Source organism: Streptomyces sp. NPDC093586 (assembly GCF_044764905.1).
In the GTDB taxonomy this organism is placed as follows: domain Bacteria; phylum Actinomycetota; class Actinomycetes; order Streptomycetales; family Streptomycetaceae; genus Streptomyces.
In genome coordinates this window covers 256440-274395 of record NZ_JBIWJA010000003.1, presented here as the reverse complement: position 1 = coordinate 274395, position 17956 = coordinate 256440, and the positions used below count along the sequence as shown (strand labels likewise).

Sequence of the window (17956 nt, the reverse complement as noted above, 5' to 3'; positions counted from 1 at the left end):
ACCGCCGACACTGCCGCGCACCCGGCCCCGGCCGCCACGATGGCTGTCATGACGACGACAGAAGTGGTCGGATTCGACCAGGTGACCAAGAGCTACGGGGACGTCCGCGCCGTCGACGGCCTGACGCTCGCCCTGCGCCCCGGCGAGACCGTGGCCCTGCTGGGACCGAACGGGGCGGGCAAGTCGACCACGCTCGACCTGCTGCTCGGCCTCAAGCAGCCCGACACCGGCACCGTCCGGGTCTTCGGCACCGGCCCGCGCGAGGCCATCGTCGCCGGGCGGGTGGGCGCCATGCTGCAGAGCGGCGGGCTGATGAACGAGATCACGGTCGCCGAACTGGTCCGGCTCGGCTGCGCGCTCCACCCCAGGGCCTACCCGGTCGCCGACGTCCTGGCCCGGGCCGGCCTCACGAAGATCGCCGACCGCAAGGTCGACAAGCTCTCCGGCGGCCAGGCCCAGCGCGTCCGCTTCGCCCTCGCCACCGCCGGCGACAGCGACCTGATCGTCCTGGACGAGCCCACCACCGGCATGGACGTCTCCGCCCGCCAGGCCTTCTGGGCCACCATGCGCGAGCAGGCCGACCAGGGCCGCACGGTCCTGTTCGCCACGCACTACCTGGAGGAGGCCGACGCCATCGCCGACCGGGTGCTCGTCCTGCACCGGGGCCGGCTGCTCGCCGACGGCACCGCCGCCGAGATCAAGGCCAGGGCCGGGGCCCGCAGGATCTCCTTCGACCTCGAGGGCGCCGTCGACGAACAGGCGCTGCGCGCACTGCCGTTCCTGACGTCCCTCACCGTGTCCGGCCGGGCCGTCCGCATCCAGTCCTCCGACGCCGACGCCACCGTCCACGCCGTGTACGGGCTCGGCCTCTACCCCCGCAACCTCGAAGTCGCCGGCCTCGGACTCGAGCAGGCCTTCGTCGCCATCACCGCCGCCGAGGAGGCCAAGCAGCCGTGAACAGCCTGATCAAGCTCGAACTCGTCCGCGCCCTGCGCAACCGCAAGTTCCTGTTCTTCTCGGTGGTCTATCCCTCGGCCCTGTTCCTGCTCATCGCGGGCAGTGCCGACGCCACCACCGAGGTCGACGGCACGGGCCTGACCCTGCCGACCTTCTTCATGGTCTCCATGGCCTCCTTCGGCGCCCTGACCGCCGTGCTGATGGGCAACAGCGAGCGCATCGCCAAGGAGCGCGAGAGCGGCTGGGTACGGCAGTTGCGGCTGACCACGCTCCCGGGCCGCGGCTACGTCCTCGCCAAGACCGCGAGCGCCGCCGTCGTCAGCCTGCCCTCCATCGTCATCGTCTTCGTGGTCGCCGCGGCCGTGAAGGACGTACGCCTGGACGCCTGGCAGTGGCTCGCCCTGACCGGTGCCATCTGGGCGGGCAGCCTGGTCTTCGCCGCGCTCGGCGTCGCCATCGGATACCTGGCGACCGGGGACGCGGTCCGCCCGATCACGATGATCGTCTACTTCGGCCTGTCCATGCTCGGCGGCCTGTGGATGCCCACGACCACCTTTCCCGACTGGCTCCGGAACATCGCCGAATGGCTGCCCACACACGCGTACGCTGCCCTGGGGCAGGCGATCGAACAGAGTCACGCCCCGCACGCGAAGGACCTCGCCGTCCTCGTCGTCTCGTTCGTGCTCTTCACGGGCGGCGCGGCGTGGCTGTACCGGAAGGACACGCTGAAGGCGTGAGCGGCGTCGGCATCGGGCAACGCCCGGAGAACCGCAGGCAGAAGGTCATCAAGTCGCTGTGGGCCGGCATCTGGCTGGTCTACCTGAGCGCGCCCGTCGCCGACCTGCTGAACGGCGGCCACGGCACGGGCGCCCGGGTCCTCGGCTGGGCCGGTCTCGTCGGCTTCGTCGTCTGGTACATGCTGCTGCTCTTCCGCACCGGACGCGGCGACCGCATCGACGTGGTCCTCGGCTCCCTCGCCGTCCTCGCGGCCGAGTCCACGCTCCTCGCCCTCACCCTGGGCCGGGAGTGGCTGGTCCTGTTCGTGTACGTCTCCATCGCCTCCGGCGCCGCCCTGCCGCTGCGCCTGGCCCGCTGGACGGTCCCCGGCGCGTCCGCGCTGATGACGGCGCTGGCGTTCATCGTGCCGGACGCCCGGTCCTTCCTCGGCGGGCTGCTCATCCCGGCGCTGCTGGGCGGCTTCGCCATGACCGGCGTGCGCGAGCTGATCCGGACGACGATCGCGCTGCGCGAGGCCCGCGCCACCGTCGCCCACCTCGCCGCCAACGAGGAGCGGCTGCGGCTCGCCCGGGACCTGCACGACCTGCTCGGCCACTCGCTGTCCCTGATCACGCTGAAGAGCGAACTCGCCGGCCGCATGCTCCCCGGCCACCCGGAGAAGGCCGCCCAGCAGATCGCCGACATCGAACAGGTCAGCCGCCAGGCCCTCGTCGACGTCCGCGAGGCCGTCACCGGCTACCGGCGTGCCCGCCTGGCCGCCGAACTCGCCGGCGCGCGGGTGGCGTTGACGGCGGCCGGCGTGGTCCCCGAACTGCCCGCCGAGCCCGACCTCGCCGGTGTCCCCGAGGAGTCCGAGTCGGCCCTCGCCTGGGCACTGCGCGAGGCGGTCACCAACGTCGTACGGCACAGCGGCGCCCGGCGCTGCACGGTGGAACTGCTCAGGCGCCAGACCCTGGACGGGCAGGTGCTCGAACTGTCGGTGGAGGACAACGGCTCCGGCGGCCCCGGGTCCGCGCACGCCCCCGGCAACGGTCTGACCGGACTGGCCGAGCGCCTCGAGAAGGCGGGCGGCGAGCTGGAGGCGGGCCGGACCCGCCACGGCTTCCGGCTGGTCGCCCGTGTCCCGGCCGGCGCCGCGGCGGACGTAGGATCCGGGGCATGAGCCGCACGATCAAGGTCCTGCTGGCGGAGGACCAGGCGATGGTCCGCGAGGCACTGGCCGCCCTGCTCGGCCTGGAGGAGGACATCGAGGTCGTCGCCCAGGTGGCGCGCGGCGACGAGGTACTGGACGCCGCCCGCGCCCACGGCGTGGACGTGGCGCTGATGGACATCGAGATGCCGGGCGCGACCGGCATAGAGGCGGCGGCCCTGCTGCACCGGGAACTGCCGGCGGTGAAGCTGATCGTCCTCACCACCTTCGGCCGGCCCGGCTATCTGCGCAGCGCCATGGAGTCCGGCGCCGACGCCTTCCTCGTCAAGGACGCCCCGGCTTCCCAACTGGCCGAGGCCGTACGGAAGGTCCTGGCGGGCGAGCGGGTCATCGACCCCACCCTGGCGGCAGCCGCCCTCGCCGAGGGCGCCAACCCCCTCACCGACCGCGAACGCGAGGTCCTGCGCGCCGCGTCCGACGGCTCCACCAACGCGGAACTCGCCCGGACCCTCCACCTCTCCCCGGGCACGGTCCGCAACTACCTCTCCACAGCCATCCAGAAACTCGCGGCCCGCAACAGGGCGGAGGCGGTCCGCATAGCCAGAGACAAAGGCTGGCTGTAGCGCCCCGTAGGGGCGCGGGGAACCGCGCGACCAGCCAGATCCTGACGCCAGTCGCCCGACAACCGAGGTGCTGGGGCGCTCGGGCGAAATCTCAGTTCAGCAACGCCCGAGCCGCCCGCGCCTCCCCCCGCACCCGCTCCGCCGCCCCCTCGTCCACCGCCCCGACCACGTCGGCATACGCCTCCAGTTCCACCGCCCCCGTCACGAACTCCCCCCGCTGCACCAGCAACCGCGCCCGCTCGTACCGCAACCGCGCCGCGTGCGACGGCAACAGCAACGCCAGCTCGATCGCCCACAGCCCCACGTCCGACCGCTCCGGCCGGGCCGCCGCCCACGCCCGGACGTTGTTCAGGATCCGCGCCACCACGTCCAACGGCGCCGCGGGCTCCAGCATCGACGGATGCAGCCCCGACCCCGTCGCCCCCGCCACCAGCACCTCCGCGTCGTTCCCGCTGAGCACCCGCCCCCCGTCGAACGGGTCGGCGAGCACCCGATCCCCCTCCGGCCCGAACCCGACCACGAAGTGCCCCGGCAGCGCGACCCCGTACACCGGGGCCCCCGCCCGCCGGGCCACCTCCAGCCACACCACCGACAGCAGGATCGGCAGCCCCCGCCGACGCCGCAGCACCTCGTGCAGCAACGACGACTCCAGGCGCCGGTAGTCCGCCGCGGTCCCGTGGAACCCGTACCGCTCGCCGAGCAGGTCCCGCAGGGCCACCGCCCAGGCATGGGGCGAACCGGGCCGGAACGGCACCTGCCCGGCCAGCCGGTCGAGCTCCATCTGCGCGGCGTCCAGGCCCGCCTCGTCCAGCTCCCCGTCCGCCACGGCGCCCACCAGGAGGCACAGCGTCGACAGATCGGGCCGCTCGGACCGCGCCTCTTCGGCGAACCGGCGCCGCACTTCGGCGGAACGCCCGGGCGGCGGCGGATGGGGGAGGTGACGCATATCAGGCTCGTGCCCTCTCACGGCGAACAGCGAACAGCGAACAGCGAACGACGAACGGCGAACGGTGGGCGACAAGGACGACGGGCGAAAGCCGAGCGGCGCAAGGCGGCCGGCGCTCATCCGCGCCCCACCCCGGCGTCCCCTTCGGGCGCCCGGTAGTGGTGGTACGCGTGGTGCGCCGAGAACCCCGTCCCGGCGTACAGCGCCCGCGCCCCCGCGTTGTCCGTCTCGACCTGCAGACACGCCGCCGAGGCGCCCTCGTCGAGCGCCCGCCGGGCCAGCGCGGCCATGACCTCGGTGGCGAGCCCCCGCCGCCGCTGCCCGGGATCGACCTCGACGGCCGCGAAGGAGGCCCACCGCCCGTCCACGACGCACCGCCCGATCGCGGCCGGCGCCTCCGCACCGGGCACCGTCGCGAACCACACCGAGGGCCCGCTGCTCAAGACCCGCAGAGCCACGTCGCTCACCCCCTTGCGCTGGTACCGCGAGAGCCACGCCTCGTCGGCCTCCCGGGACAGCACCACACCGGCCCCCTCGGCCCGGTCGGCGACCGGCGCCAGCGCGCCGGTCCACACCTCGGCCGTCACCTCCCGCACCCAGCCCCGCCGCTCCAGCTCCGCGCACAGCAGCTCCTGCGTGCCCTCGGCCCCGGTGGCGGTCTGGACGTACGCGGGCAGGCCGCGCGCGCCGTACCAGCGGCGTACGGCGGCCAGCGCGTCGTCGAGCGGCAGCCCCGGGTCGCCGAGCGGCAGCACGGAGTTGGCCCGCCGCGTGAACCCGCCGGCGGCCCGCAGCTCCCACCCGCCGAGCCACTCGCTCTCCACCGGCCGCCAGGCCCGCGCGACGACCCGCGCCAGCTCCTCGTACGACGCGGCGGGACCGCGCCGACGCGCCGGGGCGGACGGGACGACTTTGCCGGCGACGAGCGCGGATTCCGCGATGCGGACCGGCTCGCCGTTCTTCCGTGTGATCAGCAGCACGCCGGCGTCCCAGGATGTGAGAACACCGACCGTGTCGGTGAACTTCCCACCCGCGACATCCGGTTCGACCAAGCACCGCACGGAGACTCGTTTGCCCACGTCAGCAGCGGTGATACGGACCTCGAGACGGCCTGCTGCGGAGATTTCCACGGGTCGGTACACCCCTCCTGTTCGGATCATGCCCAAGAACGGAGATACTAGGGGCGGGCATCGACGACGCCGCGCTCCCGCGCGCCAGGCGGCGGAGCCTGAGGAGGCCCGCCAGCGCCCAATCGAGGAGGAACGACAGCGTGACCTACGTCATCGCGCAGCCTTGTGTCGACGTGAAGGACAAGGCGTGCATCGAGGAGTGCCCGGTCGACTGCATCTACGAGGGCCAGCGGTCCTTGTACATCCACCCGGACGAATGCGTCGACTGTGGTGCCTGTGAGCCGGTCTGCCCGGTCGAGGCGATCTTCTACGAGGACGACACTCCGGAGGAGTGGAAGGACTACTACAAGGCGAACGTCGAGTTCTTCGACGAGCTCGGCTCGCCCGGCGGCGCCAGCAAGCTGGGTCTGATCGAGCGCGACCACCCCTTCGTCGCCGCGCTGCCGCCGCAGAACCAGTAACGGCGGCCCGCACGCGCGCCGCCTCGGTCCCGTACGGCCCGGTCACCCCGACCGGCGCCGCACGGGACCGAGGCGTTTGCCGTACCGGGCGCCCACGACGAAAGTGAGCCAGTAACGTGTCCGCAGTCTCCGACCGCCTTCCGACCTTCCCCTGGGACAAGCTGGAGCCGTACAAGAAGACGGCCGCCGCGCACCCGGACGGCATCGTCGACCTCTCCGTCGGCACCCCGGTCGACCCGGTCCCCGAGCTGATCCAGAAGGCCCTGATCGACGCGGCGGACTCCCCTGGCTACCCGACCGTCTGGGGCACCCCGGCACTGCGCGACGCGATCACCGGCTGGGTCGAGCGCCGCCTCGGCGCCCGTGACGTCACCCACCGCCACGTCCTGCCGATCGTCGGCTCCAAGGAACTCGTCGCCTGGCTCCCGACCCAGCTGGGCCTCGGCCCCGGCGACCGGGTGGCCTTCCCGCGCCTCGCCTACCCGACCTACGAGGTCGGCGCGCGCCTGGCCCGTGCCGGGTACGAGGCGTACGACGATCCGACCGAGCTGGACCCGGCGGGCCTGAAGCTCCTCTGGCTCAACTCGCCGTCCAACCCGACCGGCAAGGTCCTGTCGCAGGCCGAGCTGACCCGGATCGTCGCGTGGGCCCGCGAGCACGGCGTCCTCGTCGTCTCCGACGAGTGCTACCTGGAGCTGGGCTGGGAGGCCGACCCGGTCTCGGTCCTGCACCCGGACGTCAACGGCGGCTCCTACGACGGTCTGGTCGCCGTGCACTCCCTCTCCAAGCGCTCCAACCTCGCGGGCTACCGCGCGGCCTTCCTGGCCGGCGATCCGGCCGTCCTGGGCCCGCTCCTGGAGATCCGCAAGCACGGCGGCATGATGACCTCGGCGCCGACGCAGGCGGCCGTGGTGGCGGCCCTCGGCGACGACGAGCACGTCCGCGTCCAGCGCGAGCGGTACGCGGCCCGCCGCGCGGCCCTGCGCGAGGCGCTCCTCGGCCACGGCTTCCGCATCGAGCACAGCGAGGCCAGCCTCTACCTGTGGGCCACCCGCGACGAGTCCTGCTGGGACACGGTCGCCCACCTGGCCGAACGGGGCATCCTCGTGGCCCCCGGCGACTTCTACGGTCCGGCCGGCGAGAACCACGTCCGCGTCGCCTTCACGGCGACGGACGCCCGCGTGGCGGCGGCCGTGGCCCGCCTGTAACCCCACCGCACCGGCGCGGGCCCAGGCAGAGCGACGGGGCCCGGGAACGAATCCCGGGCCCCGTCGCCGCACAGCCGACGGCAGTCGGCCGTCAGCGGATCGGCAGCCCCCGCACCGGCAGCGTGGCGCTCCCCGGCAGCCCGCCGCCCTTCGTGGCCGACACCGACGTGCCCTCGAGGAGGTTCCCGGTGGCCTTCTTGGCGGCCTTGCCACCGGTGTCACCCCCGGCCTTGGTGACGTTCTGCGCGGCGCCGTCGACGGTCTTGCCGACGTTCGCCCCGTCCAGCGTGCTCAGCCCGCCGAGGTTCGGGGTGGCGGGCAGCCCGGGAGCCGCGCTGGCGGAGCCGGCCGCACCGACCCCGGCAGCCGCTCCCGCAGCGACGAGCAGCGCGGCACGGGCGATCCGGCGGGTCAGGGGGAGGGACATGATGCTCCTTCGACGGAAGTCAACGATGAGGTTCCGACCGGGCCCGGCGGGTGATCGGCGGGCGCGGACGCAGTGACTACCGCTCGAAGGCGGCGAAGGTTGCGGCGTCGCGATGTAAAGAGTTGGCAATGCGTCGCATTATCGGTGCACGGAAAAATGGGCAAAAGGGTTCCGTCCGGAAAGCCCGCCGATCCCTTGCAACCCTTTGCTTTCCCGGGTTCCGGCGAATCCGGGGAGGGGGCGCGGAAACCCGCGCGCCCCGTCAGCCTTCCGCCGGTACGGCTACCTCCCGCGGGTGACGCCTCGTACTACCGCGCGGACGTGATCCGCACCGGACCCGTGCTCCGTTCCGCACCGTGGGCGCCGCCCGCGCCCGTCGGGGACCACGTGCTGTCGGTGTGCCCGGCGGTCCACTGCCGGCCGGCGTAGCTGACCCGTTCGATGCGCAGCGCGGACGCGTTGGCCACGGCCCAGTGCGCCAGCTGCCAGCCGCGCCGCTCGGCGTCCCGGTCCGTGCCCGGGCCGTGGCCGCCCACGGGGAGCGTCACGGTCCGTCCGTCGGAGCCGACGCGGGCGCTCGGGGACGGGGCCGCACCGGGCCCCTTCGAGGCGCCCACCTCCGCGCCGGCCGGCTGGAGCGCGTCACGTCCGAAGTCCCGCACGAGCGCCGCACGGACCGCGTCCGGCCCCTGGGCCCGGTGCGCGCCTGGACGCCCTTCGCAGGTCAGCGTCGCCGCGGACCGCCCGGTCAGGGCCGCCGCCAGCAGCGCGGCGTCCGGCTCGTGCCTGGCGTACGCCTCGGGGAAGGCGCTGCGCTGCACGCGCTGCGCGGCGACCGTCAGGGGCAGTCGCGTGTAGTCGGGCACCTTGACCAGATGGTCGTAGAACATGCCCGCCGAGTACGCCGGGTCCATGATCTCCCGCGCGTCGCCCCAGCCCTGCGAGGGCCGCTGCTGGAACAGGCCCAGCGAGTCGCGGTCGCCGTGGTCGAGGTTGCGCAGCGCGGACTCCTGGAGCGCGGTCGCCAGGGCGATCGTCACCGCCCGTTCGGGCAGGTTCCGCGAGGTGCCCACCGCGGTGATCGTCGCCGCGTTCACCGCCTGTTCCGGCGTGAACTCGTAGGCCGTGCGGCCGTCCTCGCGCGAGACGACCTTGCAGCCCGGGGCGCCGGCGCCGCCGGTGACGTACTGGACCGTGAGGTAACCGGCGACCGCGAGCAGGACGACGAGGGCGGCCCCGGCGCGGAGGAGGCGGCCGCGGCGTTTGCGGGTGGAGGACGGTTCGAGCACGCGTACAAGGTACTGGAGGGTAGGACTCCGGGCAGGCCGGGAGCGGATGAGGTGCCGACCCGCCGCCCACGACCCGGCGGGTAGGGTCGACGGCATGGCCGATACCCCGCTTGACCTCACGCTGGACGCCGCGGAGCTCACCGCGCGGCTCGTCGACCTCCCCTCCGAGAGCGGCTCCGAGAAGCCCTTGGCGGACGCGATCGAGAGCGCGCTGCGCGCCCTGCCGCACCTGACGGTCGACCGGTACGGCAACAACGTCGTGGCCCGTACGGACCTGGGCCGGACGGAGCGCGTGATCCTGGCCGGCCACATCGACACCGTGCCGATCGCCGGCAACGTCCCCTCCCGGCTGGACGAGGACGGCGTCCTGTGGGGCTGCGGCACCTGCGACATGAAGGCGGGCGTCGCCGTGCAGCTGCGCATCGCGGCCACGGTCCCGGCCCCCAACCGCGACCTCACCTTCGTCTTCTACGACAACGAGGAGGTCGCCGCCGAGCTGAACGGCCTGAAGCACGTGGCCGAGGCCCACCCCGAGTGGCTGGAGGGCGACTTCGCGGTCCTCCTCGAACCGTCGGACGGCCAGGTGGAGGGCGGCTGCCAGGGCACGCTGCGGGTGCTGCTGAAGACGACGGGGGAGCGCGCGCACTCCGCGCGGAGCTGGATGGGCTCCAACGCGATCCACGCGGCCGCCCCGATCCTCGCCCGCCTGGCCGCGTACGAGCCGCGCCACCCGGTGATCGACGGCCTGGAGTACCGCGAGGGCCTGAACGCGGTCGGCATCACGGGCGGCGTCGCGGGCAACGTCATCCCCGACGAGTGCGTGGTCACCGTCAACTTCCGCTACGCCCCGGACCGCAGCCCCGAGGAGGCCCTCGCCCACGTCCGCGAGGTCTTCGCGGACTGCGGGGTGGCGGAGTTCGTGGTCGACGACCACAGCGGCGCGGCCCTGCCGGGCCTGTCCCACCCCGCCGCGGCGGCCTTCATCGAGGCGGTCGGCGGCACCCCGCAGCCCAAGTACGGCTGGACGGACGTGTCGCGCTTCTCCGCGCTCGGCGTCCCCGCGGTCAACTACGGCCCGGGCAACCCGCACTTGGCGCACAAGCGGGACGAACGGGTCGAGACGGCGAAGATCCTCGCGGGGGAGGAGCGGCTGCGGTCCTGGCTGACGGCATGATCCGATCCGGGTTTACGCCGCTGCGTGCCGGACATGCTGAGGTCCCCCGTACGTAACCCGCGTCGATCTACGCTGAGGCGGAACCACCTGCAAACGGAGGGAGCGCACATGCCTACAGGCAACCCGGAGGGCAAGAAGCAGCCGCCGGAGGAGCAGCGCCTGGGCCCGGTCCTCCGGCGGCGGGACCAGGTCCAGGGGAGCACCACGGACCAGCGCCTGCTGGACGAGCGTGCCCCCTCGGACTGGGTCCACACCGACCCCTGGCGCGTCCTGCGGATCCAGTCGGAGTTCATCGAGGGCTTCGGCACGCTCGCCGAACTCCCGCCCGCGATCAGCGTCTTCGGATCGGCCCGCACACCGGTCGACTCGCCGGAGTACGACGCCGGCGTCAGGCTGGGCCGCGGCCTGGTGGAGGCGGGCTTCGCGGTCATCACCGGCGGTGGGCCGGGGGCGATGGAGGCGGCCAACAAGGGCGCGCTGGAGGCGAAGGGCATCTCGGTCGGCCTCGGCATCGAACTGCCCTTCGAGCAGGGCCTCAACCCCTACGTCGACATCGGGCTGAACTTCCGTTACTTCTTCGTCCGCAAGATGATGTTCGTGAAGTACGCCCAGGGCTTCGTGGTCCTGCCCGGCGGCCTCGGCACCCTCGACGAACTCTTCGAGGCGCTCACCCTGGTGCAGACCCAGAAGGTCACCCGTTTCCCCATCGTCCTGTTCGGCTCCGAGTACTGGGGCGGCCTGGTCGACTGGCTCCGCGACACCCTGGTCGCCCAGGGCAAGGCCGCGGAGAAGGACCTGCTCCTGTTCCACGTCACGGACGACGTGGACGAGGCGGTCGCCCTGGTCTCCAAGGAGGCGGGCCGCTGACGACACCCCGCCCGCACCACGGCAGGGCTTGAGCGGACCCGGCAGGGGCGCGGGCACGCGGGTCCGGCAGGGCGTTGGGGAGTCCGGCCCGGCAGGGACACAGGGGACGTGGTCCCCGACAGGGCCCAAGGGCGGAGCCCCTACTGGGGTCGAAGGGGCGAAGCCCCTGGGGACGGGAACGGGCAAGGGCGGCGGGGGCGAAACACCCCACGCCCGCCCCACAGGCCGCCCCGAGCCGACTACGCCCCCCGAGCCCCCTGCGCGTCGCCTACGCCAACCCCCGCCGAGCCACCGCAGGTGCCCGGTGCCCGGCGATCGTCGCCACCATGTCCAGCACCTGACGCGTCTCCGCCACCTCGTGCACCCGGTACACCCGCGCCCCCAGCCACGCCGACACCGCCGTCGTCGCCAGCGTGCCCAGCAGCCGCTCCTTCACCGGCCGGTCCAGCGTCTCGCCCACGAAGTCCTTGTTGGACAGGGACACCAGCACCGGCCACCCCGTCTCCACCATCTCCCCGAGCCGCCGCGTCGCCTCCAGGCTGTGCCGCGTGTTCTTCCCGAAGTCGTGCCCCGGATCGATCAGCACCGACTCCCGCGGCACCCCCAGCGCCACCGCCCGCTCGGCCAGCCCCAGCGTCACGTCGAGGATGTCGGCCATGACGTCGTCGTACGTCACCCGGTGCGGCCGCGTCCGCGGCTCGGCGCCACCGGCGTGCGTGCACACCAGCCCCACCCCGTACCGCCCCGCGACCTCCGCGAGCTTCGGGTCGACACCGCCCCACGCGTCGTTCAGCAGGTCCGCCCCCGCCTCGCACACGGCCTCGCCGACCTCGTGCCGCCAGGTGTCCACGCTGATCACGACGTCCGGGAAGCGCCGCCGCACCTCCGCGACGAACCCCACGGTCCGCCGCGCCTCCTCCTCGGCCGACACCTCGTCGCCGGGCCCGGCCTTCACCCCGCCGATGTCGATGATCGCGGCCCCGTCGGCCACGGCCTGCTCCACGCGTGCGAGCGCCGGCTCGTCGCGGAAGGTGGCGCCCTGGTCGTAGAAGGAGTCCGGGGTCCGGTTCACGATCGCCATGATCACCGGCTCGTGCGCCGCGAATTCACGCCTGCCCAGCCTGAGCATCCCCTGTGACATCTCCTCGTCCATACCGTTCCTCACGTCCCGCTCCGGCTCCGACGTCCCGCTCTTCGGCGTTCGTCCACGTCCTTGGACCGCCTGCGATCCCGACTGTCAGACTCGCATGGCACGATCGGACCCGACACAACCGACTCCGATCCAACCAGCCGACGCGATCCGACCGGCCAACCGTGCGATCGCAGCGCTCGTTCCGACCATGGGGGCCCCAGCGATGGTCATGTTCCTCTTCCTCGTCGTCGCGCTCGCCGTCGTGGTCGCCGCGGTGACGCTCGCCGTGGTCAGCGGCGACGACAGCGGTCCGTTGCCCGAGGCCGGCCCCGATCAGCTGCGGGACCCCCTGCCCCCGGACCGCCCGGTGGGCCGCGCGGACGTGGAGCGGCTCCGCTTCCCGCTCGTCCTGCGCGGCTACCGCATGGCGGACGTCGACGACGCCCTCGGCCGCCTCGGTGCCGAGCTCTCCGAGCGCGACGCCCGCATCGCCGACCTGGAGTCCGCGCTCGCGGGCGCCCGCGCCGCCGCCCGTCACGTCTCCATGGAGAAGCCGGCCCAGGAGGAGCAGCAGTGAGCGCCGGCGAGGCCGTCACCGGCCCGGACGGCGCGCCGCGCTGTCCCTGGGCCCTGTCCGCCGCGGACTACGTGACGTACCACGACGAGGAGTGGGGCCGCCCGGTCCACGGCGACGACGCCCTGTTCGAGAGGCTCAGCCTGGAGGCATTCCAGTCCGGCCTGTCCTGGATCACGATCCTGCGCCGCCGCCCCGGCTTCCGCGCCGCCTTCGCCGGCTTCCGGATCGCCGAGGTGGCGGCCTTCACCGACGAGGACCGCGAGCGGCTGCTCGCCGACCCGGGCATCATCCGCAACCGAGCCAAGGTCGACGCGACCCTCGCCAACGCGCGCGTGCTGGTCGGGTGGACCCCCGGCGAGCTCGACGAGCTGATCTGGTCCCACGCCCCCGACCCGGACGGCCGCCCGGTGCCGAAGACCCTCGCCGACGTCCCGGCCGTCACCCCGGAGTCGACGGCCCTGTCGAAGGCCCTGAAGAAGCGTGGCCTGCGCTTCGTGGGCCCCACGACGGCGTACGCGCTGATGCAGGCGTGCGGACTGGTCGACGACCACCTGGCGGACTGTGCGGCCCGCCGGACGTGAGCGGCGCGGGCGGGACGGCCGCTGCCACCCGCCCGCGCCGGGCTCAGCGCCCCAGGTACTTCGGCTTCTCCTTGTCGACGAACGCCCGCACCGCGATCCCGTGGTCCTGCGACGCCCCCGCCCGCGCCTGCAGCTCGTCCTCCTTCTCCAGCGTCTCGGCGAGCGAGTGCGTCAGCCCGTACGCCATCGACTCCTTCAGCGCCGCGTACGCCACCGTCGGTCCCTCGGCCAGCGCCCGCGCCGTCCGCTCGGCCTCGGCGCGCAGGTCGGCGGCCGGCACGACCCGGTTCGCGATGCCGAGGTCGTACGCCTCCCGGGCGTCGATGCTCCGCGGGAACAGCAGCAGATCCGCGGCGCGCCCGGGGCCGACGACGCGCGGCAGCGTCCAGGAGACGCCCGAGTCGGCGCTCAGCGCGACGCCCGCGAACGACGTGTTGAACGCCGCCGTCTCCGCGACGATCCGGTGGTCGGCGGCGAGCGCGAAACCGAGACCGGCCCCGGCCGCGACCCCGTTCACGGCGGCGACCACCGGCTTGGGCGCCTCGGCCAGCGCCCGCACGATCGGGTTGTAGTGCTCGCGGACCGTGCTCATGGTCCGGCTCTCGCCCGTCTCCCGGTCGGAGGCCAGCAGCCCGATGTGCTCCTTGAGGTCCTGGCCGACGCAGAACGCGCGCTCCCCGGCCGCCGTCAGCAGCACCGCCCGTACGGCGTCGTCCGCCGCGGCGGCCCGCACCGCGTCCCGGAGCGCGACCTTCGCCTCGATGTTCAGCGCGTTCATCGCCTCGGGGCGGTTCAGCGTGATCGTCGCTAGCCCGTCGCTCACCTCGTAGAGCACGGTGTCGGCCATGGAAATCCCCTCCGCGTCGCGGCTTGTGTCTGCAGGACAGCATGACGGAGATCACCGCCGGCGGACCGTCGCGGGGATGTGACCTGCGTCAAAGAATTCCGGTCCGTATCCATTCGGCGGAAGTGGGTGGGGGCGCGAAGTATCGCAGTCACATCGCCGAATTGAGTGGTTTTGCTCGCGCGCGTTGCCCAAGCGATGCAGACCGATGTTGGTCATCGGGTCCTGGGATGCGGGATAATGGCTGGGAAGCAATGTGTTCGATGCCGGTGTCGCGCGTCCCGTGCCGGACTGCGTGTGCCCTCACGGGCCGTCGGCGGTGACGGTGAGCTGGTATCAGGAAGGGGAACGAGCATGGCGGCCATGAAGCCGCGGACGGGCGATGGCCCGCTCGAGGTGACCAAGGAGGGGCGGGGCATCGTCATGCGCGTTCCGCTCGAAGGCGGCGGTCGACTCGTCGTCGAGCTGACCCCCGACGAGGCCGACGCGCTCGGCGACGCCCTCAAGAAGGTCGTCGGCTGACGCGCAAGCGACCATACCCGTTCAGTCGCCCCGGTGCCGTACCTGGTGCCGGGGCGATTGTTTTCCCGGTTTTCCTCCGGATTTCCGGGTTTCCCGGGCATTTCCGGTACGTTTTCGACGCGCCGGTCACCTCTTACCGGGGCCGGCCACGTCTTACCGGGGCCGGCCCCGGCTCGCGCGCTCCGGCTGCCGCGGGGCTGCTCCGGCCACCGCTCGCCGGCTCCGGCTATCGCTTCACCGCGCACAGCAGCCCGTCGCCCACCGGCAGCAATGACGGCACCAGTTCCTGGCTCTCCCGCACCGCGCGCAGCACCTCCCGCAGGCGCAGCACCTCGGTGGGCTGCGGCCCCGAGTCGATCGTCCTGCCGGTCCCGAAGACGCCCTCGAAGGCGACGAGGCCCCCCGGACGCAGCAAGCGCAACGATTCGGCGAGGTAGTCCAGGTACTCCAGCCGGTCGCCGTCGCAGAAGACGAGGTCGTAGCCGGCGTCCGCCAGCCGGGGCAGGACGTCCAGGGCACGGCCCGGGATGAAGCGGGCCCTGTTGCTGGCGAAGCCCGCGGCCCGGAAGGCCTGCCGGGCGAACTGCTGGTGCTCCGGCTCCGGGTCCACGGTGGTCAGGACCCCGTCCGGCCGCATGCCCTGCAGCAGATGGATCCCCGACACGCCGCAGCCGGTGCCGATCTCCGCGACCGCCTTGGCGTCCACGGCGGCGGCGAGCAACCCGAGCGCCGAGCCCGTACCGGGCGTCACCGAGCGCAGGCCCGCCTCGCTGGCCCGGTCGCGCGCCCAGCGCAGCGCGTCGTCCTCGGCGACATAGGCGTCGGCGAACGCCCAGCTCGTCTGCCGGTTGCCGGTAATGACCCTCTCCTGTCCCCGTCGTTGCCTCGGCGTGACTGTATCCGTTGCCGTCGGGAACCCGCAGATGGGACCGGTCGTTCGAAGGGGTACGGGAAGACACGACGGAGCGACCGGGACGGCGACGTGGGGCAGCGGACGAGCAGGGGCACCGAGCAAGTGCTGACGCAGCCGTACGAGCGGTACGAGCTCAGATCAAATTCTCGTAAAACCGCTTATCCGGAGCTAACGGGCGAGGTGGCTATGGTAGGGGCTCCACTGGACACCACCAGAGCCGACAGGGGAGGTGCGGCCGTACCTGTGGATCGGGGAGGAGTGCTGCGGCGCTTTCTCGGATCGGCGGGCAGGCCGAAATCCGTGAACGACACCGCTGCTGACCACAGCCACGCCACTGGTCCTGCCTCAGGACACGCCCAGACCGCGACCTTCACCAGCGACGCGGACGGGCAGGCGTGGACTCCGCCCACCTGGGAGGAGATCGTCAGCACGCACAGCGGCCGGGTGTACCGCCTCGCCTACCGCCTCACCGGCAACCAGCACGACGCCGAGGACCTCACCCAGGAGGTCTTCGTCCGCGTCTTCCGGTCCCTGTCGACCTACACCCCGGGCACCTTCGAGGGCTGGCTGCACCGCATCACGACCAATCTGTTCCTGGACATGGTGCGCCGCAAGCAGCGCATCCGCTTCGACGCGCTCGGCGACGACGCGGCCGAGCGGCTGCCCAGCAAGGACCCCAGCCCGCAGCAGGTCTTCCACGACGCCCACTTCGACGCGGACGTCCAGCAGGCGCTGGACACCCTCGCCCCCGAGTTCCGCGCCGCCGTCGTCCTGTGCGACATCGAGGGACTGTCGTACGAGGAGATCGCCGCGACCCTCGGCGTCAAGCTCGGCACCGTCCGCTCCCGCATCCACCGTGGCCGCTCCCAGTTGCGCAAGGCCCTCGCGCACCGTTCCCCCCAGGCCCGTGCCGAGCGCCGCTCCTTCGTGGCCCGTGTTCCCGCACTGGGAGGAGGGGGCACGAGCGCGTGAGTGGGTCACGGCCGAAACCGGAGGGACACCTCGCGGAGCAGCACCTGGGAGACCGACTCTCCGCCCTCGTGGACGGAGAACTCGGTCATGACGCGCGTGAGCGCGTGCTGGCGCACGTGGCGACCTGCCCGAAGTGCAAGGCGGAGGTCGACGCGCAGCGCCGTCTGAAGAACGTCTTCGCCGAGGCCGCCCCGCCGACCCCGTCCGAGAGCTTCCTGGCCCGCCTCCAGGGGCTTCCGGGAGGCGGCGACGCGGACGGCCGCGGCTCGCCGCTGAGCGGCGGCGACTTCTCCGACGGGATGCCCGGCGTGCCCGGGAAGTTCGAGTTCGGTTACGTCCCCGCCCGCCCGCACTCCTCCCTGCTGCCCTCCTCGCCGGCGGGCCGGGGTTTCCGGATCCACGACGTCAGCCGGCACGAGTCGGAGCGGTCGGCGTCGCGCGGGATGCGGTTCGCGTTCGTCGCCGCGGGAGCGGTGTCGCTGGCCGCGATCGCGCTGGGCGGCGTCACCCTCGGCACCCCCGACGTGACGACGGAGGCCCGGGGTTCCGGCACCGGCAGCAATGTGACGCCGCTGGGCACCCAGGGCACGGGAACGGCCAAGAGCCCCGAGAACCAGCGCCGCCGCTCGGCCGGCCCGCTGCTCGGACAGGTCCAGGGCCAGCGGGTGCTCGGCGAGACCTCCGTGGCCCCGACCGAGGTGTCCGCGCCGCTGGTGCCCGGCCTGCCGGCCCCCACGGTCGCCGACCTGCGGCAGCAGGCCGTACGGGCGCTGACCACGCCGGTCACGGCCGGCGCGGTCGCCGTGTCCCCGCTGATACGGCCGCTGGAGACGGTTCCGCCGTTCACGCTGGCCGCCTGGCCGTCGCCGCCCGTGGCCGAGCCGCCCGGTCTTCTCACCGCCCCTGTCCCCGACCCGCCCTCCTCCCCCGGGGCCTCGGCGTCTCCCGCCGCGTCCCACCGTCCGGCTCCCTGACGGGGATCTGCGGGCCGGTACGCGGACCTGATTGAATCCGGGAAGGCGCCAGAGCCCTTGGAGCCGACGATCCGCGGCCAGGTGTGGGGGAGAACATGAACGAGGGGAAGCCCACGAAGGCGAAATGGTGGAGCCGTCCGCGCCCGTCCGGGGACGGCTCCGAAGGAGACTTCGAACTGGCACGTCCCCACGGCACCGGCGCCGCCGAGCGCGACGGGGACGACGTCCCGCCGGAGCGCCCCGGGACACCCCGGACGACCGGCGAGCGGGACCACGACGGCGACTACGAGCTGGCCGGCCCCGCGGCCCGGCCCGCCGGCCCGCCGACGGCCGCCGACACCGCCCCGAGCGCCCCGGCCACCGTCCCGGAACCACGCGCCACCACCGACGCCCCGGCCGCTCCCCACGCCGACGCTGCCGCCACCAGCACCGGCACCGCCTGCGCGGCCGCCCCGGACGCCCTCGGCACCG

The 17956-nt window shown here is 73.3% G+C and carries 20 protein-coding genes and 1 pseudogene; 14 read left to right on the top strand and 7 right to left on the bottom strand.

Going from position 1 to position 17956, the window contains the following annotated elements; all coding sequences use genetic code 11:
• The first annotated feature begins 48 nt into the window (after nucleotides 1–48).
• Genes ACIRFH_RS05260 through ACIRFH_RS05245 form a run of 4 tightly spaced genes read left to right on the top strand, consistent with a single transcriptional unit; the run spans nucleotide 49 to nucleotide 3468 of the window.
• The gene (locus tag ACIRFH_RS05260) at nucleotides 49–957 is read left to right on the top strand and encodes an ABC transporter ATP-binding protein (RefSeq protein ID WP_403517189.1); all 909 of its coding nucleotides are present in this window, start codon (nucleotides 49–51) and stop codon (nucleotides 955–957) included.
• Complete coding sequence (locus tag ACIRFH_RS05255; protein ID WP_403517188.1) at nucleotides 954–1694, top strand: ABC transporter permease; 741 nt, start codon at nucleotides 954–956, stop codon at nucleotides 1692–1694. Before ACIRFH_RS05260 ends, ACIRFH_RS05255 begins: the two co-directional genes overlap by 4 nt.
• Nucleotides 1691–2857 (top strand): sensor histidine kinase, encoded by a 1167-nt coding sequence (locus ACIRFH_RS05250; protein WP_403517187.1) that lies wholly within the window; start codon nucleotides 1691–1693, stop codon nucleotides 2855–2857. Before ACIRFH_RS05255 ends, ACIRFH_RS05250 begins: the two co-directional genes overlap by 4 nt.
• On the top strand, nucleotides 2854–3468 hold the full coding sequence (locus ACIRFH_RS05245) for a response regulator transcription factor (protein ID WP_403517186.1): 615 nt from the start codon (nucleotides 2854–2856) through the stop codon (nucleotides 3466–3468). The genes ACIRFH_RS05250 and ACIRFH_RS05245 overlap by 4 nt, the downstream gene beginning before the upstream one ends.
• Nucleotides 3469–3559: 91 nt before the next feature.
• On the opposite strand, the gene ACIRFH_RS05240 is transcribed toward ACIRFH_RS05245, so the two are convergent.
• Nucleotides 3560–4414: a tetratricopeptide repeat protein gene (locus ACIRFH_RS05240; protein WP_403517185.1), complete on the bottom strand. Its 855-nt coding sequence runs from the start codon at nucleotides 4412–4414 to the stop codon at nucleotides 3560–3562.
• 116 nt (nucleotides 4415–4530) lie between these two features.
• Nucleotides 4531–5544, bottom strand: coding sequence for a GNAT family N-acetyltransferase (locus ACIRFH_RS05235; protein ID WP_403517184.1), 1014 nt, complete (start codon nucleotides 5542–5544; stop codon nucleotides 4531–4533).
• 140 nt (nucleotides 5545–5684) lie between these two features.
• On the opposite strand from ACIRFH_RS05235, the gene fdxA reads away from it, so the two are divergent.
• Nucleotides 5685–6005 (top strand): ferredoxin, encoded by a 321-nt coding sequence (gene fdxA, locus ACIRFH_RS05230; protein ID WP_003973842.1) that lies wholly within the window; start codon nucleotides 5685–5687, stop codon nucleotides 6003–6005.
• A 116-nt stretch (nucleotides 6006–6121) separates the two neighbouring features.
• A complete protein-coding gene (locus tag ACIRFH_RS05225; protein WP_403517183.1) occupies nucleotides 6122–7213 on the top strand; it encodes a bifunctional succinyldiaminopimelate transaminase/glutamate-prephenate aminotransferase in 1092 nt (363 codons plus the stop codon).
• A 91-nt stretch (nucleotides 7214–7304) separates the two neighbouring features.
• Here ACIRFH_RS05225 and ACIRFH_RS05220 read toward each other — a convergent pair whose 3' ends face one another.
• Both ACIRFH_RS05220 and ACIRFH_RS05215 read right to left on the bottom strand, forming a co-directional pair.
• Nucleotides 7305–7640, bottom strand: a complete 336-nt coding sequence (locus ACIRFH_RS05220) for an ATP-binding protein (protein WP_403517182.1) — start codon at nucleotides 7638–7640, stop codon at nucleotides 7305–7307.
• A 308-nt stretch (nucleotides 7641–7948) separates the two neighbouring features.
• Nucleotides 7949–8929 (bottom strand): heavy metal transporter, encoded by a 981-nt coding sequence (locus ACIRFH_RS05215; RefSeq protein WP_403517181.1) that lies wholly within the window; start codon nucleotides 8927–8929, stop codon nucleotides 7949–7951.
• Between the two features lie 94 nt (nucleotides 8930–9023).
• Here ACIRFH_RS05215 and dapE point away from each other — a divergent pair, with 94 nt between their 5' ends.
• Both dapE and ACIRFH_RS05205 read left to right on the top strand, forming a co-directional pair.
• Nucleotides 9024–10103 carry a succinyl-diaminopimelate desuccinylase gene (gene dapE, locus ACIRFH_RS05210; RefSeq protein WP_403517180.1) on the top strand — a complete coding sequence of 360 codons (1080 nt, stop codon included), beginning with the start codon at nucleotides 9024–9026 and terminating at the stop codon, nucleotides 10101–10103.
• A 108-nt stretch (nucleotides 10104–10211) separates the two neighbouring features.
• The gene (locus tag ACIRFH_RS05205; protein ID WP_403517179.1) at nucleotides 10212–10970 is read left to right on the top strand and encodes a TIGR00730 family Rossman fold protein; all 759 of its coding nucleotides are present in this window, start codon (nucleotides 10212–10214) and stop codon (nucleotides 10968–10970) included.
• 268 nt (nucleotides 10971–11238) lie between these two features.
• On the opposite strand, the gene folP is transcribed toward ACIRFH_RS05205, so the two are convergent.
• Nucleotides 11239–12099 carry a dihydropteroate synthase gene (gene folP, locus ACIRFH_RS05200; protein WP_403517297.1) on the bottom strand — a complete coding sequence of 287 codons (861 nt, stop codon included), beginning with the start codon at nucleotides 12097–12099 and terminating at the stop codon, nucleotides 11239–11241.
• Nucleotides 12100–12325: 226 nt separating this feature from the next.
• On the opposite strand from folP, the gene ACIRFH_RS05195 reads away from it, so the two are divergent.
• Together ACIRFH_RS05195 and ACIRFH_RS05190 are read left to right on the top strand one after the other, a co-directional pair.
• A complete protein-coding gene (locus ACIRFH_RS05195; RefSeq protein WP_403517296.1) occupies nucleotides 12326–12679 on the top strand; it encodes a DivIVA domain-containing protein in 354 nt (117 codons plus the stop codon).
• Entirely contained in the window at nucleotides 12676–13260 is a 585-nt protein-coding gene (locus ACIRFH_RS05190) for a DNA-3-methyladenine glycosylase I (protein ID WP_403517178.1), read from the top strand. The genes ACIRFH_RS05195 and ACIRFH_RS05190 overlap by 4 nt, the downstream gene beginning before the upstream one ends.
• 43 nt (nucleotides 13261–13303) lie before the next feature.
• Here the strand turns inward: ACIRFH_RS05190 and ACIRFH_RS05185 are convergent, their stop codons facing one another.
• Nucleotides 13304–14107, bottom strand: coding sequence for an enoyl-CoA hydratase/isomerase family protein (locus ACIRFH_RS05185; RefSeq protein WP_403517177.1), 804 nt, complete (start codon nucleotides 14105–14107; stop codon nucleotides 13304–13306).
• 351 nt (nucleotides 14108–14458) lie between these two features.
• Between ACIRFH_RS05185 and ACIRFH_RS05180 the strand changes: the two genes are divergently transcribed.
• Nucleotides 14459–14626: a DUF3117 domain-containing protein gene (locus ACIRFH_RS05180; protein WP_003966491.1), complete on the top strand. Its 168-nt coding sequence runs from the start codon at nucleotides 14459–14461 to the stop codon at nucleotides 14624–14626.
• A gap of 226 nt (nucleotides 14627–14852) precedes the next feature.
• Here ACIRFH_RS05180 and ACIRFH_RS05175 read toward each other — a convergent pair whose 3' ends face one another.
• The gene (locus ACIRFH_RS05175) at nucleotides 14853–15551 is read right to left on the bottom strand and encodes an O-methyltransferase (RefSeq protein WP_403517295.1); all 699 of its coding nucleotides are present in this window, start codon (nucleotides 15549–15551) and stop codon (nucleotides 14853–14855) included.
• 288 nt (nucleotides 15552–15839) lie between these two features.
• Between ACIRFH_RS05175 and sigE the strand changes: the two genes are divergently transcribed.
• From sigE to ACIRFH_RS05160, 3 genes and pseudogenes are all read left to right on the top strand, one after another.
• The gene (sigE, locus tag ACIRFH_RS05170) at nucleotides 15840–16511 is read left to right on the top strand and encodes an RNA polymerase sigma factor SigE (protein WP_403517176.1); all 672 of its coding nucleotides are present in this window, start codon (nucleotides 15840–15842) and stop codon (nucleotides 16509–16511) included.
• Nucleotides 16508–17485 carry a zf-HC2 domain-containing protein gene (locus tag ACIRFH_RS05165; RefSeq protein WP_403517175.1) on the top strand — a complete coding sequence of 326 codons (978 nt, stop codon included), beginning with the start codon at nucleotides 16508–16510 and terminating at the stop codon, nucleotides 17483–17485. Before sigE ends, ACIRFH_RS05165 begins: the two co-directional genes overlap by 4 nt.
• Nucleotides 17486–17580: 95 nt before the next feature.
• Nucleotides 17581–17956, top strand: a pseudogene (locus ACIRFH_RS05160) (protease); the annotation flags it as partial.

What these genes read in the sequence shown, in the direction of transcription:
- folP (WP_403517297.1), bottom strand. Translation starts at nt 12,099, where the DNA reads ATGCTCAGGCTGGGCAGGCGTGAATTCGCGGCGCACGAGCCGGTGATC.
- ACIRFH_RS05205 (WP_403517179.1), top strand. Translation starts at nt 10,212, where the DNA reads ATGCCTACAGGCAACCCGGAGGGCAAGAAGCAGCCGCCGGAGGAGCAG.
- dapE (WP_403517180.1), top strand. Translation starts at nt 9,024, where the DNA reads ATGGCCGATACCCCGCTTGACCTCACGCTGGACGCCGCGGAGCTCACC.
- ACIRFH_RS05195 (WP_403517296.1), top strand. Translation starts at nt 12,326, where the DNA reads ATGGTCATGTTCCTCTTCCTCGTCGTCGCGCTCGCCGTCGTGGTCGCC.
- ACIRFH_RS05245 (WP_403517186.1), top strand. Translation starts at nt 2,854, where the DNA reads ATGAGCCGCACGATCAAGGTCCTGCTGGCGGAGGACCAGGCGATGGTC.
- ACIRFH_RS05260 (WP_403517189.1), top strand. Translation starts at nt 49, where the DNA reads ATGACGACGACAGAAGTGGTCGGATTCGACCAGGTGACCAAGAGCTAC.
- ACIRFH_RS05220 (WP_403517182.1), bottom strand. Translation starts at nt 7,640, where the DNA reads ATGTCCCTCCCCCTGACCCGCCGGATCGCCCGTGCCGCGCTGCTCGTC.
- ACIRFH_RS05185 (WP_403517177.1), bottom strand. Translation starts at nt 14,107, where the DNA reads ATGGCCGACACCGTGCTCTACGAGGTGAGCGACGGGCTAGCGACGATC.
- ACIRFH_RS05240 (WP_403517185.1), bottom strand. Translation starts at nt 4,414, where the DNA reads ATGCGTCACCTCCCCCATCCGCCGCCGCCCGGGCGTTCCGCCGAAGTG.
- ACIRFH_RS05180 (WP_003966491.1), top strand. Translation starts at nt 14,459, where the DNA reads ATGGCGGCCATGAAGCCGCGGACGGGCGATGGCCCGCTCGAGGTGACC.